Annotated in this window: 11 protein-coding genes and 1 riboswitch; of the genes, 3 read left to right on the forward strand and 8 right to left on the reverse strand. The window is 42.6% G+C overall.

The genetic code is table 11. The features are described from left to right. Positions 1 to 1,380 carry a lysine-sensitive aspartokinase 3 gene (gene lysC / locus IEY40_RS14060; RefSeq protein ID WP_188957243.1) on the reverse strand — a complete coding sequence of 460 codons (1,380 nt, stop codon included), beginning with the start codon at positions 1,378 to 1,380 and terminating at the stop codon, positions 1 to 3. Positions 1,381 to 1,514: 134 nt separating this feature from the next. Further along, positions 1,515 to 1,688: riboswitch (Lysine riboswitch) on the reverse strand. 295 nt (positions 1,689 to 1,983) lie between these two features. Continuing rightward, positions 1,984 to 2,424, reverse strand: a complete 441-nt coding sequence (locus IEY40_RS14065; protein ID WP_188957245.1) for a DUF3293 domain-containing protein — start codon at positions 2,422 to 2,424, stop codon at positions 1,984 to 1,986. Positions 2,425 to 3,104: 680 nt separating this feature from the next. Between IEY40_RS14065 and arcA the strand changes: the two genes are divergently transcribed. After that, the gene (arcA, locus tag IEY40_RS14070; RefSeq protein ID WP_188957247.1) at positions 3,105 to 3,821 is read left to right on the forward strand and encodes a two-component system response regulator ArcA; all 717 of its coding nucleotides are present in this window, start codon (positions 3,105 to 3,107) and stop codon (positions 3,819 to 3,821) included. Positions 3,822 to 4,093: 272 nt separating this feature from the next. Here the strand turns inward: arcA and IEY40_RS14075 are convergent, their stop codons facing one another. Then, positions 4,094 to 6,388, reverse strand: coding sequence for a S9 family peptidase (locus IEY40_RS14075; RefSeq protein ID WP_188957249.1), 2,295 nt, complete (start codon positions 6,386 to 6,388; stop codon positions 4,094 to 4,096). A gap of 173 nt (positions 6,389 to 6,561) precedes the next feature. On the opposite strand from IEY40_RS14075, the gene IEY40_RS14080 reads away from it, so the two are divergent. Next, complete coding sequence (locus IEY40_RS14080) at positions 6,562 to 7,554, forward strand: class 1 fructose-bisphosphatase (protein ID WP_188957251.1); 993 nt, start codon at positions 6,562 to 6,564, stop codon at positions 7,552 to 7,554. 188 nt (positions 7,555 to 7,742) lie between these two features. Next, complete coding sequence (locus tag IEY40_RS14085; RefSeq protein WP_188957252.1) at positions 7,743 to 8,924, forward strand: tetratricopeptide repeat protein; 1,182 nt, start codon at positions 7,743 to 7,745, stop codon at positions 8,922 to 8,924. A gap of 73 nt (positions 8,925 to 8,997) precedes the next feature. Here IEY40_RS14085 and IEY40_RS14090 read toward each other — a convergent pair whose 3' ends face one another. From IEY40_RS14090 to IEY40_RS14110, 5 genes are all read right to left on the reverse strand, one after another. Continuing rightward, positions 8,998 to 10,257, reverse strand: a complete 1,260-nt coding sequence (locus tag IEY40_RS14090; protein WP_188738335.1) for a dicarboxylate/amino acid:cation symporter — start codon at positions 10,255 to 10,257, stop codon at positions 8,998 to 9,000. 284 nt (positions 10,258 to 10,541) lie between these two features. Beyond that, complete coding sequence (locus IEY40_RS14095) at positions 10,542 to 11,486, reverse strand: DUF7281 domain-containing protein (RefSeq protein WP_188957254.1); 945 nt, start codon at positions 11,484 to 11,486, stop codon at positions 10,542 to 10,544. Continuing rightward, the gene (locus IEY40_RS14100) at positions 11,474 to 12,694 is read right to left on the reverse strand and encodes a phosphoenolpyruvate carboxylase (protein WP_188957255.1); all 1,221 of its coding nucleotides are present in this window, start codon (positions 12,692 to 12,694) and stop codon (positions 11,474 to 11,476) included. The genes IEY40_RS14095 and IEY40_RS14100 overlap by 13 nt, the downstream gene beginning before the upstream one ends. After that, positions 12,691 to 13,344: a condensin complex protein MksE gene (locus tag IEY40_RS14105; RefSeq protein ID WP_188957256.1), complete on the reverse strand. Its 654-nt coding sequence runs from the start codon at positions 13,342 to 13,344 to the stop codon at positions 12,691 to 12,693. Before IEY40_RS14105 ends, IEY40_RS14100 begins: the two co-directional genes overlap by 4 nt. Beyond that, positions 13,344 to 17,057: an ATP-binding protein gene (locus tag IEY40_RS14110; RefSeq protein WP_188957257.1), complete on the reverse strand. Its 3,714-nt coding sequence runs from the start codon at positions 17,055 to 17,057 to the stop codon at positions 13,344 to 13,346. The genes IEY40_RS14105 and IEY40_RS14110 overlap by 1 nt, the downstream gene beginning before the upstream one ends. Positions 17,058 to 17,074 lie beyond the last annotated feature (17 nt).

The following is a 17,074-nucleotide window of genomic DNA, read 5'->3' on the forward strand; positions in this document are numbered from 1 at the left end:
TTACGACTCAAACAGATTTTGATGCAAAGCATTAACCACTTGCGCCGCTTCAGACTCAGATACTAATACACATAAATTATGTGGGCTGGCACCCTGGCAAATCATCCGCACGTTGTGGTTTTCAAGCACTTTAAAAACCCGACTACAAATACCTGCTGTAGATGCGATGCGATTACCTATAATGGCGATAAGCGCTAAATTATCCTCAACACGAACACGACAATGTTGTGATAGCTCTTGCAATAATGGCTCGCTCAATAAACCTTGGCCGCTGGAGTCTGAACCGGTTTTATCTAAGGTTAAAGATACGTTAACTTCTGAGGTTGTAATTAAATCTACCGAGATTTTATGGCGTGCAAGTGTTGCAAAAGTTTCAGCCAAAAAACCCTGTGCATGTAGCATTTGCAAACTATGTAGGTTTAATAATGTTTGGTCGCGACGTAATGCCACTGCGCGAAAAACGGGGGTGTCTTCAACTTGATGACGGATCCATGTTCCACCCATTTCAGGCGCTTTACTCGACCCAACAAACACCTGAATCTTTTGTCTTACCGCGGGTAAAATAGTCGCAGGATGCAACACTTTAGCGCCAAAGGTTGCCATTTCTGCTGCTTCGTTAAAACTGATTTCAGCAATTGGACGCGCATTAGGTGCCAATCTTGGATCTGTAGTATAAATCCCTGCAACATCTGTCCAAATTTCAACAGCGGTTGCGCAAAGCGCTTCGGCTAATAACGCTGCAGAATAATCACTACCACCACGGCCTAAAGTCGTTGTGCGCCCATCTTGATCTGCACCAATAAAACCTTGAGTCACAATTACATAATTTGCCAGCAACGGCTTTAACAAGTCACCAGACAATGATGCGATGGCTTCAATATGAGGCTCTGCACGACCAAAATGACTATCGGTACGAAGCACTTGGCGCACATCAAAATGATCGGATGCTGTGCCTTTCTCACGAATAACCGCAGAAAATAAAATAGATGAACATTGCTCACCGGTTGATAGCAACTCATCCATAATCGCTTTACTGCGATCAAGCTCTAACGATTCACTTAATACCGACATTCGGCTCAAAATTTTATCGATGCTCGCGGCCACATCCTGTGGGCGACCTAATTCATCTAGAATGGCATATTGAATTTGCGCAATTTGCTTTAACAATGCTAAACGGCGCTCATCATTCACATTCGCTTGAGTTAGCTCGACAAGCAAATTGGTCACGCCACTTGACGCGCTGACAACGACTAGACGGGTAGCAGGGTTGGCTAACACAATGTCAGCACAACGGCTCATTGATGCATAATCAGCAACAGAGGTACCGCCAAATTTGGCGACGACTAACTCGGGACGAATGTCATGAGAAACAGGGCTCATACGAATGCCTCCGCGGTTAACGGAAGACGACAAAACAAGATATGATTTACTAACATGGTATACACTCCGAACACACTACGTTCGAAGAGCCTGGTGCTAAGATAACGCACCCTTAAAGAAGGGAAACAGCAATCATCACCAGAAGCTCTCCACCAAAAAACAGGTGACAATCGTTAGGATTCAGCCTAAACGACCGATATCAATGTGTGCCACACAATTTGATACCTCGGCGCTAATCTCCATCATAAGTTGTCGTCAGATTGGCATCCTCAAACTTACTACCTAGTTAACGCTCCTCTTCTGTGCCTCCCTAAGGAGGGACTTGGAAAATAGCAACAAACCTACTAACAAGTCAATCAACAATCGTTGTAAAAATACGCTATTTTAATTTAATTCATCTTTGAGCAGCATATGACTATCAACGATACTCATATCAACCATCTCAAAAGCATCATTTTAAATTGTTCATAATGATGCAAAATATCCATCTTTATGGCTTAGAACGCTTTAAATGACAAAATAAAGAGACAATATAACTTTATTGTCTCAAATAAAGGTTCAAAAAAAATAAACCATAATTTCATGAACTTAATAACTAAGTCATTAAAGGTGTGCACCAATATCAGGTAATTCATTAACTAAACGTAAACGCTGATTAAAGGCTCCCATATCCACTTCAGGCATCTGCGGATCGATGCAGGCAATAAGTGATAAGATCCCTTGACTGACATAGTAAATGGCATGCTGATTAAACTCTCTACCTAACTCAAGCGCCTGTTCTTTATCAATAAAAATAGCCCAGCTTTTTTCCATGTGCGACAAATCAGGTGCAGCACCAATTAATGCTCGGTAGGGGCTATTGTATTGTTGAATTTTGAATTGGAGCTGACGATCAAGTAAACGATTTTGGCTTGGAGAGAGTAATGAACCACTGGGATTGTGGGCAGTAATAATAGCAAACGGGAAATCATGTGAAAGACGTTGAGTGAACAAAAAATGAGTGGTTTGATAGTTAGGCCACAGTGTATCTATAACATTTTCCATAATATTAATTCGTCAGTGAAACCAAAATTAGTTTAGCAAAACCTTATAAATTCTTAAAGGTTTGTTATGTCAGTCACAAGTACAATATTTATTTTCCCTTAATTATTATAAACTTGAATATAACAATCTTTCATATGCTTGACGGTTATATTAATTTTTTAACATTTAATTTGTTAACAAATGCCTAAAACGAGTACAATAACGTTACCTGCTGTTAAAGCACTACTGTGAAACCAATAACATCGCTTGGCTAAATGTATCGAGCGCAGGCGTTTAAAACGCAATTATTGGTAATAAATCGCAATTTTGTGTACTTAGTTTACACCTCAACGTTTTATGTTCTACATTTGATAAAGCAAAGGGCTAAACAGTAATACGTATAAATAAGTTTGCAACATATGGAACTATCTCGATAAAACGTATTCATAGTAGTAAGCCTTTTGGCAAAAATTTTACTCATTATGCAGCAGCATATTGCATTGCGTAATGAGCGTTAATATACGCAAGACAACTCAGTAACCTTACATAACGTTACATCTTACGAGTTTATAAGAGTGTTTTATTCAGGGCAGACATAGATAAACACCATAAAAATACTGGAGTATCAGCGTTAATTAATGCGCGATTACAACTTACTAGCCTAGCGCTAGAATCGAATTTTATAAAATTAGGTAAATATCATGCAAAACCCGCACATTCTGATTGTTGAAGACGAAGCAGTAACCCGTAATACATTACGCAGTATTTTTGAAGCTGAAGGATATGTCGTTACCGAAGCCAATGACGGCGCTGAAATGCACAAAGCCATGCAAGACAATAAGATTAACCTAGTGGTTATGGACATTAACTTGCCGGGTAAAAATGGTTTATTACTTGCTCGCGAATTACGCGAAATTAATAACATCGGACTTATTTTCTTAACCGGTCGCGATAACGAAGTTGATAAAATTCTTGGTCTTGAAATCGGCGCGGATGACTACATCACTAAGCCTTTCAATCCACGCGAATTAACTATTCGTGCTCGCAACTTATTAACTCGCGTGAACAGTGCTGTTGCTGAAAGCGAAGAAAAAGGCTCGGTTGAATATTACCGTTTTAATGGCTGGAGCTTAGAAATTAACAGCCGTTCTTTAGTGAACCCACAAGGTGAGTCTTATAAGCTTCCACGCAGTGAATTCCGTGCGATGCTTCACTTTGTTGAAAACCCAGGTAAAATTTTAACTCGTGCTGATTTATTATTAAAAATGACTGGCCGTGAGTTAAAGCCGCATGACCGTACTGTTGACGTAACTATCCGTCGTATCCGTAAGCATTTTGAAAGCTTAGCTGATACGCCTGAAATCATCGCGACTATTCACGGTGAAGGCTACCGTTTTTGTGGTGACTTAGAAGGTTAATACTTTAAGGCTACTCAATAAAAAACCAGGTTAATCACCTGGTTTTTTTATGCCTGCTTTTAACTATATAACCTGAGCTCGGGATAAGTGATGAACTTATGCTATTTAAAATCAACATGTTACCCCGCCTCACTTTCAAGCTTGTCATTTGTTATGCTAACAAGGCAAATTGACGCGTCAATAGCGAGCCTATTGTAAGTCGATTCAACGCAATTAGCAGGGCAACAGACTGTTTAAAAGGCGTTTATTATCCCAAACTCAGGTTATAGACGTTATTTCAATTGCTGATCTAAAAAAGCAGCTAACGATTTATATAAGTGATTACGCACTTTCTCGCCGCGCATTGAATGCTTAGACCCAGGGTAATCCATCATCTGGAATAATTTACCTTCATCTTGCAATGCTTTGTATACTCGCGTGCTGTTTTCAAACAACACGTTATCATCCGCCATACCGTGGTACATCAACAGACCTGACTGATAATTATTGACGTATGGCAAAATACTGCTGGCATCATAACCTTGTTTATTGGTTTCAGGATTCCCCATATAACGCTCGGTGTAATGGGTATCGTATAATCGCCAATCGGTAACTGGCGCCCCAGAAATGGCCGCTTTAAAATAATCTGGAGCCTTAAATTGGCTCATTAATGCCATGTACCCGCCGTAGCTGTGGCCATAAATAGCCACGTTTTCACCATCAATAAATGGCAAACTACGTAAGTAATCGACGCCCACCTTTTGATCGTTTACCTCAGCATCGCCCATATTTTGATAAATCACATACTCAAACTCAGTACCACGGTGGGCCGAGCCTCGGTTATCTAATTGAAATACAGCATAACCTTGTTGCAATAAATATTGAGTAAAGTAATCTGCCTCGCTCCAGCTGTTCACCACTAACTGGGCGTGCGGTCCGCCATAAACACGCACCACCACTGGGTACTTTTTATTGGCATCAAACGGCACAGGCTTAAATAAACGGTACATTAATGGCTGTCCATCTTCTGCCTTCAACTGGCCAAACTCAGGCATTTGCCATAGCCCAGCCAAATCATATAACGGATGGTCGCTATTGATTTTATTTTGTTCAACCCAGGCTAACCGACTGCCACTGTCGTTGTGTAAGCTGATCTGTGGCGGCTGCTGTAAACTACTAAAGTAATCTAAATACACAGGGCTTTTGTCAGCAAAAACCGCAGCATGCATCCCAGCATTTTGACTAATTCGCTCGATTGAATCGGCACCTTTGTTTAAATTAACCCGATATAAATGACGCTCAACAACACTGTCTTTACGGCCACTAAAATACACCCAACCGCTGGCTTCATCGACAAACTCAAGCGCATCAACAGCCCAATCTCCCTGAGTTAATTGTTTAAGCTGTTTACCCTGTAGGTCAAACAAATACAGATGGTTAAACCCATCACGCTCAGATCCCCAAATAAATGCTGACTGCTGCTTTAAAAAATGCAGGTCATTATTCAGATTTACCCACGCTTTACTGCGCTCTTCAATCACAGTGTTAGCTTGCTCTGGTTGACTAAGTGCAGCAATGCGCAAGTCTAATGCTTGTTGATCACGACTTTGCCACTGAAAAGACACATGCTTACTGTCTGGTAACCAATCAACACGCGGTAAATACATGTCTTTTTGTTTACCTAAATCAATCCAATTAATGCTCTTATCTTGTAAATTCACCACACCAAGGGCAATTTCAACGTTCGCTTTACCTGCATAAGGATAGCGTTGCTCAGTTAATTTAATGCCGTCGGCATAAATCTCATTACGGGTGACTAACTCAACACCTGATTCATCAATGCGAGTAAAAGCGATTGCTGACTCATCTGGTGCCCACCAATAACCGGTCATGCGATCCATTTCTTCCTGGGCAACAAACTCTGCCATGGCATTCTTAATAGGGCCTTTCCCATCAGTAGTTAACGCGATCACTTTCTGTGTATCGAGAGCTAACATAAACAGGTTTTGATCGCGCACAAATGATACATAGTGGCCTTTAGGCGACAGACGCGCATCGGTGGCAAAGCCCTCTCCTGTATTAAGCTCAGTCACCTTATTGCTAATAACATCGTATAAATACAATTGCCCTGCGGCTGGAATTAAAATGCTTTGACTGTTTTCAGACCAAAAATATTCCATGATCCCTTCGCCATAAATTCGCTGACGTTCACGGCGAGCTTTTTCTTCATCAGACAGTTCGCCATCCGCTAATTTATCGGCATTGATCAAAATGCTGCGCTGGCCAGTGGCAATGTCCATTTGCCATAAATCATAAAAATGTTGGTTATCGGCACGACTCGATAGGTAAGTGACGCGCTTTCCATCTGGAGACAATGCCAGTCCGCGCGGACTGGAACCAGCCAATGCAGGTGAGGCATGAATGCGTTCAATAGTCAGTGGCGTGTTATTGCCTTTTATTGCCGTTAACTGTTCGGTGGTTAATGGTGTCATTGTACTGCCTTGCGCTGCTTGAGAAATCTGGCTAGTAAAGAGTAATGGTACGGCAGTCATTGCCGCTAAAGCATGCTGCTTCCATGTTGTTGTCATTATTATTAATCCTTGGGGGCAATCAATCAGTCAACATTTTGCCTGAATTTACTGTAAAACCAAAACCTCAGATAACAATCGCTGAAATTAGCGTCATTGTGGGGTATGATTTACTCATAAGAATTAAATTTAAAACATCGACCTTAACCTCGCGAAATTTCATAGGAAAAATCATGCAGACTTTGGCCCAAACCCTTAGTGCTCAAGCCGTAAATGCGTCATTAACGCAATTACTATTCACCTTAGCTGAAACCTCAATTGCCATTAGCGGTGCTGTTCGTCACGGCGCGTTAGCAGGTGTATTAGGCGCAACAGAGCAAGAAAATGTTCAAGGTGAAACCCAGAAAAAACTGGATGTCATCACTAACGACATGCTTAAAGATGCTTTAAAAGCTGACACTACAGTGCGCGGCATTGCATCTGAAGAAGAGGATTACGTTGTAGCAGCCAATGCACAAGGTGAGTACCTAGTGAGTTTTGATCCATTGGATGGCTCATCTAATATCGACATTAATTCGCTTGTTGGCACTATTTTCTCGGTATTACCCGCACCTGCTGGTGAGTTTAACGAGCAAAGCTTTTTACAAGCTGGACGTAAGCAAGTCGCTGCCGGCTATGTGCTTTATGGCCCATCAACTATGATGGCGCTAACCACAGGCAAAGGTACACAATTTTATACCTTAGACCCGGACAGCCAAACCTTTCTATTGACCAACGACAATGTGCAAATAACACCTGATACGGCTGAGTTTGCAATTAACATGTCTAACCAGCGCTTTTGGGAAGCGCCAATGCAAACCTACATTGCTGACTTGCTACTGGGTAAAATAGGCCCGCGCGAGCAGTCTTTTAACATGCGTTGGATTGCCGCTATGGTGGGTGATGTGCATCGAGTATTATGCCGCGGCGGTATTTTTACCTACCCAACAGACAATAAAAACCCAGCTAAACCTTTTAAGTTGCGCCTAATGTATGAAGCCAATCCTATGGCATTGCTCGTTGAACAAGCAGGCGGAAAAGCCTCTACAGGTTATGAAACGATTTTGGATATTCAACCGACTGAAATCCACCAACGTGTTGCCGTTATTTTAGGTAGCGCGAATGAAGTCGATACATGTTTAAGTTATCACGGTATTGATTACAGTGAAGAACCATCGATTGACTAACTGACTCAGTTTTCAAAAACCGCCTTTTGGCGGTTTTTCATTTTTACGCTGTCTTTAAATAAAGTATTCGACACTCTATACAACACAAGAGCACCTAAGTCACTACAATACAAAAGATAAGCTTATCTTTACATTAACTTAATTAACCACTAAGTTAATTTATTCGATATTGATAAAGGACTATCGCAATGCCACAGGCACCAACCTCGTATAAATATTTTAGTGCCGTAATAATTTTGCTGCTGATTGGTATTGGTGCTTATGTTTACTTGTCCAATATTAAACCCAAACCTCTGGTATCTGGTGCGGTGTTGGTTCTTCCGGTCAAGATTGTCACTCCAAAATCAATCACAGATGTCGATACTCAATGGAATGCCTATGCCGCCATGGATGTGCTTATTCACCAGTTAACCCTGGGTGTAAGTTACCCTCAACTGCAAGCTGAAGATGTCATTAATATCACTTCGCGGCTCGATAAAACTGATAACGTTACCTCTTCTGACATTAACAAAATTATGGCGATTTCTGGCGCAGTATTAGTCATTGAATCCAGTATTAACATCAGCGATAACCAGTATCAACTTACGTATACATTACATGACCAAAACCAAAGTGACACATCAACAGTTAGCGCAGCAAGTATTGAGCAAGTAATACAATTAACGGCTAAGTTAATAACAAATATTCTTAATCCTAATAATAAAAAATTAGCTAAAGAGTATCACTCTAGATTACATTCAGCTCAATTAATACAGGCCATAACATTGAGCCAGCAAGGTGATTTATTAGGTGCAGAAAAACTTTTAGCTGAGGTTATTCAAAACTCGCCTAACAACCTGCTGGCGAGCCGCCTATTAGGCAATATTCAATTACAACAACATCAGTTTGAACAGCTTGATAGCACATTAGCAGCGGCTATTAATACAGCAGAACGTCTGAGCGAACATCGAGAATTAGCCCAACTTAGGTTATTACTAGCCCAAAGCTATATTGAAACTAACAAAATTGAGCAAGCTTTAGGGGTGCTAAACCTAGCTAAAACTAATGCTGCAAAAGTTAAAGATTGGCTAACATTAGGCTATATTTCTCAACTCGCAGGTGTTATTAACCAAAGGATTGGTCGCAATAACGACGCCAGAGAGCAGTTTAAAAAAGCCATAGAGTATCATCAAATGATGGGTTATCCCATTGGACAAAGCCAGGCTCTCAACGATTTAGCAGAGCTTGAAGTAGTAGAGTTTAACTACCCACAAGCGTATCGATTAATTAACCGATCATATGAACTAATAGCCCATCGTGGATTAAATGATCTGGAAAATACTACATTTAAAATTATGTCTACTATTGAAAACAAAATGCAGCATAGGTAATGCTTTAAAATGAAAATAATCATAACAAAACGACCTGCATAACAGGCCGTTTTGTATCACTCACTCGCTAAACTTATTCTTTTGCTGCCACTAAGCTCTCTTCTGTCACTTGGTGCTTTTTCTCGGTCTGGTCAACAATAGTCAGTACCGCGGTGTCACCTACTACGTTACAAGATGTCAGTACCATATCAATAATACGGTCAAGTGCTGCAACAATCACAAACGCTTCTACCGGCAAGCCCATTTGATAAATCAATACCCCAATCATTACCATGCCACCACCTGGTACACCACCAGCACCAACAGAGAGCAAAAACACGCTGAATAATAGTGACGGAATTTGATCATTGCTGATCGGCATACCAAACGCGTTGGCCACAAAGAAAATAGCGATAGTGATGTAAATCGACACGCCACCCATGTTCATCGTAGCCCCTAGTGGCACGCCAAAACCGGCAACCGCCTGGCTTACGCCCAGTTTGTCGGTTAAGGTGCGCATGGTCACAGGGATAGTGGCATTAGAGCTCGCCGTTGAAAGCGAGAACAATATCTGTTCTTGAATTTTATCACGAAACGTTTTAGCCGAAACGGGGGTAAATAGACTGACAGCGATAGGATAAACAATAAAAATCCAAATCAATAATAAGGCTAAAATCAGCACTAAATATTCAACCACACTGACAAAGATTTCAGGTTCTAAGGTGGCGCCTAATTTAAACATTAGGGCGAATACACCGTATGGCGCAAGGCTCATGACCACTGAAATTAAGCGCATCATAATTTTATTGGCAGTTTGAAAGCCTTTCACTGCACCTTCAACCGATGAGCCCATTGATTTAATGACACCACCCATCAACAGTGCCATAAAAATCACTTGTAACATGTTGCCAGAGGTAAACGCAGAAAATGGATTATTAGGTACAATGCTCACAATAAGCGACATTAAATCTGGTAATTCGGTTGCAGTAATATCAACAGAATCACTGCTCGACATGTCAACGCCTTTACCAGGTTCAAAGATCATTGCCACTGCAAATGCGGCAACAATAGCAACCACAGTGTTGATGATATAAAAACCAAAGGTTTTGCCCCCTAAACGGCCAAAACTTTTTAAATCTTGTAACTCACACACGCCGCACACAATGCTCACAAACACTAAAGGAACGACTAACATCATGATCATATTCACGAACATGGTGCCAATACCGCTTGCAAAAGTAACTAGGGTTCCGCCGAAGAAGGCGTTGTCGGCCAGTGCAAACTGTACAATACTGCCAAGTAGCACACCCAAAAATAGACCGATAAAAATCCGGGCCGAAAGTGATTTTGTCATCTGTTATTTCCCATTCGAAATGGCAACTTATGTTGCTGCTTATTGTTATGCCAATCCTGGCGATTATTCTTTTCGATCGATGAAATACTGAGACATAGCGCAATATATTTCAATCGCCTTATCAACAAAAGTGATTACTTTATCAGCGCTTAGTAAACAAAAATCACAAAAGTATGTAATAACAAGGTATTACAAAAACGATTCTGGGCTATTTATTGAATTGCCACATGGCATTTACAATGGCGCAAGCAACAGGGAAACCAGTGCACCGCAACAGATGGGGGTTACAACTTGATGCTAAGCAAACTCAATGATAATGATTTTGCCAACATATGCTGCTGTTTGATACTCACACTATGATGGCTAATCCAATTGACTAACGTTATCCATTGGGCCGTGTATGCAGCAGCATTTTCAGCCGTTGGCGATGAGACATTCTTTAAATAAGTAAGTTGTTTGTGTTGTTTATTAAAGTCTGCGACTGAATTGATTTGGCTAATCGCAAGCAGCTCATTCGGTGAAGAAAGTGCTTGTTGTGGCACTATCATGCTCCGGCACCCATTTAAGGTATTCGCAATCATAAGCCCAGCAGGATCTAGATCGGTAAAGGCAATCACATTTATGTGCATCGGCTCTATTAAACGTAAAAAGCGCTTTCTTCCTGCGGGTGAATAGTCATGACTGCCACGATACAACACCATACAACTATCGATAATTGGTTGTAGCTCGGGTGTAAATGAATAAGCAAATAGATTGTCAAAACTGTCGAGGTTTTCGACCACAATAAGTTGTGAGAGTTTAAGCTGTTGACATAGCGCGACAGCGGTATCGACTTTTAATCGCAATGCGCTGTGTTGTGCACTCAAAATATGGGGTATCGCATCCCCCATAATGTACCTAGCGAGCTGCGGAGCAAGCTTAATTAGCACATAATCGGCCTCTGGGCTGATATTAGCGTACTTTTCATTGGCGCTTTGCTGCGCCATTTGATCTCTAGGCACATCAAAATCAAGCGATAAAATGTCTAACCCTGAGTCAATATGCGCCATTTTTCGCAGTAATGCGTAATCTTTGCTGGTTAAATATAGGTATTTTTCTGCGCCATCCGGCTCACCGATTTGCCATATCTGATAGAGTTTTTTCCAACTTGCATTAAAAGCCACGCGCGGCAATTGTTGTTTTGCCGCGCGGCCCAATAACTGTAATTGACTCTGGCTTACGCTAGCCATAACTCAACATCATGGATGATAAAATTACCGTTATACACAGGATCTGGCTTGCCTATTGGTTCTAATTCAAAGTAATTTTTATGCTCATCGGCTAAACCTTCATAACCACCTATCACTTGATAAAGCCAACTTTCAGCATCCCAGGTCAATTGTTTTTCGGTTAAATAACTCAATGCTGATTGACGTAAACCAGAATCAATCACCTCACAGAAATATTCATCCACGGCAATTTTGAGTGGATTTTCTGGGATATCAAAGTCTTCACTGTCGCCCATTTCAAAGGTAACGTTTTGCTCACGTGCAATGTGCGGTAATGCATCACGGCTAATGGCTTTAACTTGCGCAACTAAACTCATTAACTCCAGCTCATGATGTGGGTTACTCACATCGACGCTGGCTGGCGCCAACAGTGCTTCAGCACAATTAAATAAATTTGGGATCGCTTTATGACCAACATGATTATCAACTTGATAATCAGGGTGCATGTCAGTGTGCAGTAACCAGCCTTTGAGTAACCGTGTACGACCTTGAATTTGCCTAAAGCGGCCTAATAACTCATATAACCTGCCCTGCACAATACTCAGTTCTTGAGTGCACTGGCTTAGGGTTTCTTGTAGGCTGGTCATTAATAAACGGCGCAACTCGCGGATATCACCGGCAATTTCACCCAGCTCGCTAAACTGGAACATCTCGAGGCCATTGAGTAAGTCAGATACCTGGCTTTGCGCTAATTCATTTTCGCGAATTTTGGCACTGATCGTCCCGACATAACCAAACTCGTTATTAATGCGGCCCCATAACACCCTAATTGAATAGCGTAAGCTATCGGTAAAGCTGTAAACGTGTTCGTTTAAGTCCGCTAAATAAGCTTCTGCTGCGCTGTGATCAATATTATGACGCGCCTCTTTATAGTGATCGGCCAGGGTTTTAATGGTCGCTAAAGACGAGCCAACATTTGAGTCAATTTGGCGGTTACGCTCATCGCTTAAGGCTTCTTCGAGCAAAGCTCGAACTGAGCGCTTTAAACGCAGCTCTTGGTCTGGCTCTGGTCGCCACAAAATGCCGCTTTTTTTGAGTTTTTCAATCACGCCTGAATCATGAGCGGTGTCGTTAATCGACCCCGCTAAATAAGCATCCATGATCACATCGGCATGCCGCCCGAGTTGTTTGAGCAGCTTTACCCCGGCCTGGTGTAAGTTGCTGCTCATATTAACTCCCTTTGGGTCGCAGTTTCAGCTTGCGCCTCAAGGCTTAGGCCTTCGGTTTCGTCAATAAAACGGATCACTTCATATAAGTAATCAAGCTTGCCGGTGGCGATGTAAATTTGTTTCTCGCTGTTGGGTTTAGTCAAATAACCCAGCTCAACTAAGCGCTTAAACACTAGCTTAATTTGGCCATCGACATTGCTGCTGCTGGAGCCAAATAAACGGTACTGGCTAAGCTTTGTCAGTTGCTCTCTAAATGCTGGAGTATCTTCGATTCGAGCTTGTAAATCAGTTAAGCGTATCGGTGCACCTTCGCTTAAAGGCGCATCCTGACCGCTGGCCTCTTGCACTAACACTAACCATTCCACCAGCGGAATTAATGCTGAACAAATGTCTTTAAACTGCGATGAAACCACTTTGCGCTCAGCATCACCAAGCTGTAAATAGCCACAAAAGAACACTTCACCTTCACCCGCGCTGGCCAAAGTGCGGTTAATTTGATTTAAGTAAGTTTCAATCCGCTCGCGGGTGCTGTTATTTTTTAGTGCGCGCCAACCGTCTTCGTTAGTGACTCGGCAAATAAACTCACCACGCAACAGCTGCTCGATTAACGCACTGGTTCCCACTAAGGTTGTTTCATTTGAGTCTGACATTAACTGTGCTCCTTAGCCGTTGCTGGGTGAATGTTTTCAGAATGTGCAGTTTCAGCATTTCGTTGTGACAATCGCTCTGCAAGAGGGTTGGTTTTAGGTTTAACCACCTGCAGTTTTTTAGTTTGTTTATTAATAATGTAGCGATTAGCAAATAAGTTAAGCACTTCAGATTCTGGGTTCGGGAATGCCCCTAACACGCTAATGTTATTGTTTTCACAGGCGTCAAAAATCTTCTTCACGTTGGTGTGATGCAAGGTGCCGAGCTCATCAATAGGCCAATGAATGGTCACATGGGCTTTGCCGCGCAATAAACGGGTAAATGCCAACAAGAACTTACATAAAATCAGGTATGCCATACCGTGGCTAGATGATTCGTTTAACTGGCGGTCAGTACGAATAATAAGATCGCTGTTGCCCTCTTTTAAGCGCAATTCGATTTCCAATAGCTTGGCGATACCACCGGTTAATGCGGCGCGACCAATAATGTCTAACGCGCGACGCATTGAGTTAGTGTAGTGTTCGTCAGGCAACTGGCTAAAGCCATCGGCTTTCCAGGCTTTAAAGGCTTTAACAAAGACTTCAAGTTCAGGCCAGAACTCGAGTTCACTGATGCGTGAGCGAATCCTCACTGCTGACTCAGATACGCCATCAAGGAACAACTCTTCACCCACTTCACGGGTAATACGCGCACTTTGGCTGGCAATGCGGCGGTCGATATCAGTTAATACGTCGTAAAACGCAGTTAAGTCGATACCAAAAATACGCCCTTGCTCGCGGATCGCCATTAATGATTGCGGCACCATCACATTGAGTAACTGCTCAAGCTGTGGCACTAGCTTACGGTAGTCGAGTAGACGAATGCCTTTGTCATTGACAAAGCTAGACTCGTCACGTGCCCGCTCCCAAAATTCAGCTAAACTTGAGCCTGATTTACTGGCAATCACAGAATCGAAGTGCTCTACATATTGCTTCACCGAGCCCATTAAATAATCACGCTTTAGCAATAAGTCTTCGCCTTGGCGTAAACGCTCGCCAATACTACCCATGGCTTCGTCGTTATTGGCTGGTAACTTCAGCTCGGCCAACTTACGCATTACCGCGCGCAGCTTAGTGAGGTTTTCAGATGCTTCAACCTGTGCTGCATCACAAGCTTTTCGATCGGTTTCTAGGCTAGTACGTCGCTGTTTAATTTCAGCGGTTTTGGCTTTTAATTGCTGTTCAAACTCAAGTGCGGCCCGTTTAACATCTGCCAGCTGTGCTTGCAATTTAGGCTTGCGCACTAACCAGGTATGTTGGTACCAATCGTCATAACGTAACACGTCGCTACGACGTTGTTCTGCCTGACTTATGTTTGCCTCAAGCTCACGAATTTGCTTTTTAAGCGCTAAAATAGTGCCTTCGTCGACACCACGTGATTTCAGCTCATTTTTGTACCAGGTTTCGCAGGCTTTTTGCTCTGTTTTGGCATTAGCACGACGCTGTTCAATATTGGCTTTAATTTGCCCAAGTTGATTGTCGATAGCGCCCACAACTTCTTGCCAGTAAGCATTTTTGTCCATGCGCGCTTCTAACGCCTGATCTTTTTGCTCGGCTAGCCATTCAAGGCGCTGGTTATGCAGCTGCTTTAATTCGTTTTCAAGTTGCACTAAGCGCTTGCCAGATTCGGTTTTGCGATCGGCTACGGCTTGATTGATCTTTTGTTGCTCGCTGCGCTTTTCATCAAAGAGTCGGCGTAAATCTTCTCGGCTATTTTTATAGGCAGTACGGGCAAATGTCAGCTCACGGGTTATGGTATCCAGCGCACTGTTCATGACCACCAGCTGATCTTCAGCTTCGGCATGTATTTCTTGGGCGCTTTGCAGTGCTTCTTCGGCTTTAGCAAAACGGATACGCAAATCTTGCTCTGTTGCCGCGTATTCAGGCACGTCAATGGCGTTAAGGTCTAGGTGTACCCCAAATAAACTGTCGCTACTGTCTTTGGTTAGGCTTGGATGTAAATCACTGCGATGTAACAACTCTGGCGCAATAACCTTACCAAATGATTGCTCCCAACCTTGGGCTTCTTTGCGTAAAAACTCCAACAGTGTATGCGACTGTGGAAATAGCATGTGATGCAATTCTTCTTTGGCATTTTCGCGCTCACTCACGCGAATGCTAGCAATGCGCAGTGCTTCGTTAGCTTGGTCTCGCTTAGCGCGCTGCTTACGTTCTTCGGTGGTTAAACGCTCAACTTTGGCATTACAGGTTTCTTGCTCTTCGTCGGCAAGGCTGATGCGCTCATCAAAAATAGCCAAGCGCATCTTTTCATCTTCAGTGTACGTCACGCCATCAACTTGATGCTTAAGCTCTGCAGCCTGCAATTTAAGTTGATATTCTTGTTCACTAAACTTGGCTTTACCCGCGTCAGTTTGCTCGCGCCATTGCTGCTCTAGTTTAGCTAAATCGTCACTGGCTAGCTCACGCTGTTTATCACGCGCTTCACGTTGAGTGTCTTGTTCGGTATGTAGCGACTCAAGCTCACGGTGAAGTTGCTCGGCAATTTTACTGCGACGAGCATTAAAAGCAGCTTCAATATCTTGGTGTTTTTCAGTTTGTAGCTTATGGCGCTCTTGTAAGTTTTCAACGTCACTGCGCCAATTAGGTAGATTATCTAGATCGGCTTTAGCTTGTTCAATGTCTGCGTCTAAAAAAGCAGCGTGCTGATCTTCAATCGCATCTAACTCATATTCAAACTTGCCGACATCACCTTTAGCGGCTGACAACTCCTGGTTGAGTTCGTCGCGGACATCTTTCCACTCGTCGTCGAGTAAACGCAGTTTTAGATTTAATTCTTTGCCTAAGGTTTGATTACGATCTTGGCGATCAGCTTCAAGGGTTTCATCACCACGGTAGCCGCGCGATAAACTGGCTAAACGTAATTCGGCGCTCAGTAGTTGGTTAAATTCTTGCTCAAGCTTGTCATATTCTGGACGAATTTGCTCAAAACCTTGTACTAACTGACTCTCACGTATCCAGGTTTCTACGCGCTGGGGATTAAGGCGTGAAGTGGGTGGATTCACCCCGTCTTCTTCTAAAATGGCGGCGATCATGGATTTGACCGTTTCCATTTTACCTTCTTTTGAATGCACGGCTTTAGCCAGCTTTTCAATATGGCGCAGGCTGTGTTCGCCATCGCATAACGAGAACTGTCGAGCATAAGTACGCAGCTCGTTTCGGTTACTGCCAGTATTAAGTAAACTGCGATCGTTTTGAATAATGGCACGGAACTCGCGAGTATTAAGTAAGTTAGTGTGCGCGATGCCTTCACGTTTAACTTCACGGCCAAGTTCAGCCATCGAGTGGCAAATAATGGTATCGCCATTGCGGGATTTAATGTAATCCTCAAGCTCAAAACCGCGGGCAATAAAGCGATAATTAACCCCTTTACCGTCGCCAGCTGACGCTAATACTGCTTGATATAGTAAGCCATCATCTTTTTGGTATTCATAAATAATGTAGCTAGAATCGTGCGGTAAATACCAACGTTCAAAGCTGTCACGGGTTGACGGCACCACACGACTTGGGTATTCACCATAAAATACCGGCACTAGTCGCTGTAGAGTCGTTTTACCTGACGCGTTAGTACCACAAATGTTAGTGTGGCCTTTTAATAGCAATTCAACCACACCTGGCAGGTGAGTATTAATTAATACGATTCTAATCAAGCTTGGCATGATAATCCTTTTCCAAA

Origin of the sequence: Shewanella ulleungensis (assembly GCF_014648315.1) — a bacterium.
Taxonomy (GTDB): Bacteria; Pseudomonadota; Gammaproteobacteria; order Enterobacterales; family Shewanellaceae; genus Shewanella; species Shewanella ulleungensis.

Bases quoted from the DNA above. Each gene is read 5' to 3' on its own strand.
- IEY40_RS14075 (WP_188957249.1), bottom strand. From the start codon at position 6,388: ATGACAACAACATGGAAGCAGCATGCTTTAGCGGCAATGACTGCCGTA.
- IEY40_RS14110 (WP_188957257.1), bottom strand. From the start codon at position 17,057: ATGCCAAGCTTGATTAGAATCGTATTAATTAATACTCACCTGCCAGGT.
- IEY40_RS14105 (WP_188957256.1), bottom strand. From the start codon at position 13,344: ATGTCAGACTCAAATGAAACAACCTTAGTGGGAACCAGTGCGTTAATC.
- IEY40_RS14065 (WP_188957245.1), bottom strand. From the start codon at position 2,424: ATGGAAAATGTTATAGATACACTGTGGCCTAACTATCAAACCACTCAT.
- IEY40_RS14090 (WP_188738335.1), bottom strand. From the start codon at position 10,257: ATGACAAAATCACTTTCGGCCCGGATTTTTATCGGTCTATTTTTGGGT.
- lysC (WP_188957243.1), bottom strand. From the start codon at position 1,380: ATGAGCCCTGTTTCTCATGACATTCGTCCCGAGTTAGTCGTCGCCAAA.
- IEY40_RS14085 (WP_188957252.1), top strand. From the start codon at position 7,743: ATGCCACAGGCACCAACCTCGTATAAATATTTTAGTGCCGTAATAATT.
- IEY40_RS14095 (WP_188957254.1), bottom strand. From the start codon at position 11,486: ATGGCTAGCGTAAGCCAGAGTCAATTACAGTTATTGGGCCGCGCGGCA.
- IEY40_RS14100 (WP_188957255.1), bottom strand. From the start codon at position 12,694: ATGAGCAGCAACTTACACCAGGCCGGGGTAAAGCTGCTCAAACAACTC.
- arcA (WP_188957247.1), top strand. From the start codon at position 3,105: ATGCAAAACCCGCACATTCTGATTGTTGAAGACGAAGCAGTAACCCGT.
- IEY40_RS14080 (WP_188957251.1), top strand. From the start codon at position 6,562: ATGCAGACTTTGGCCCAAACCCTTAGTGCTCAAGCCGTAAATGCGTCA.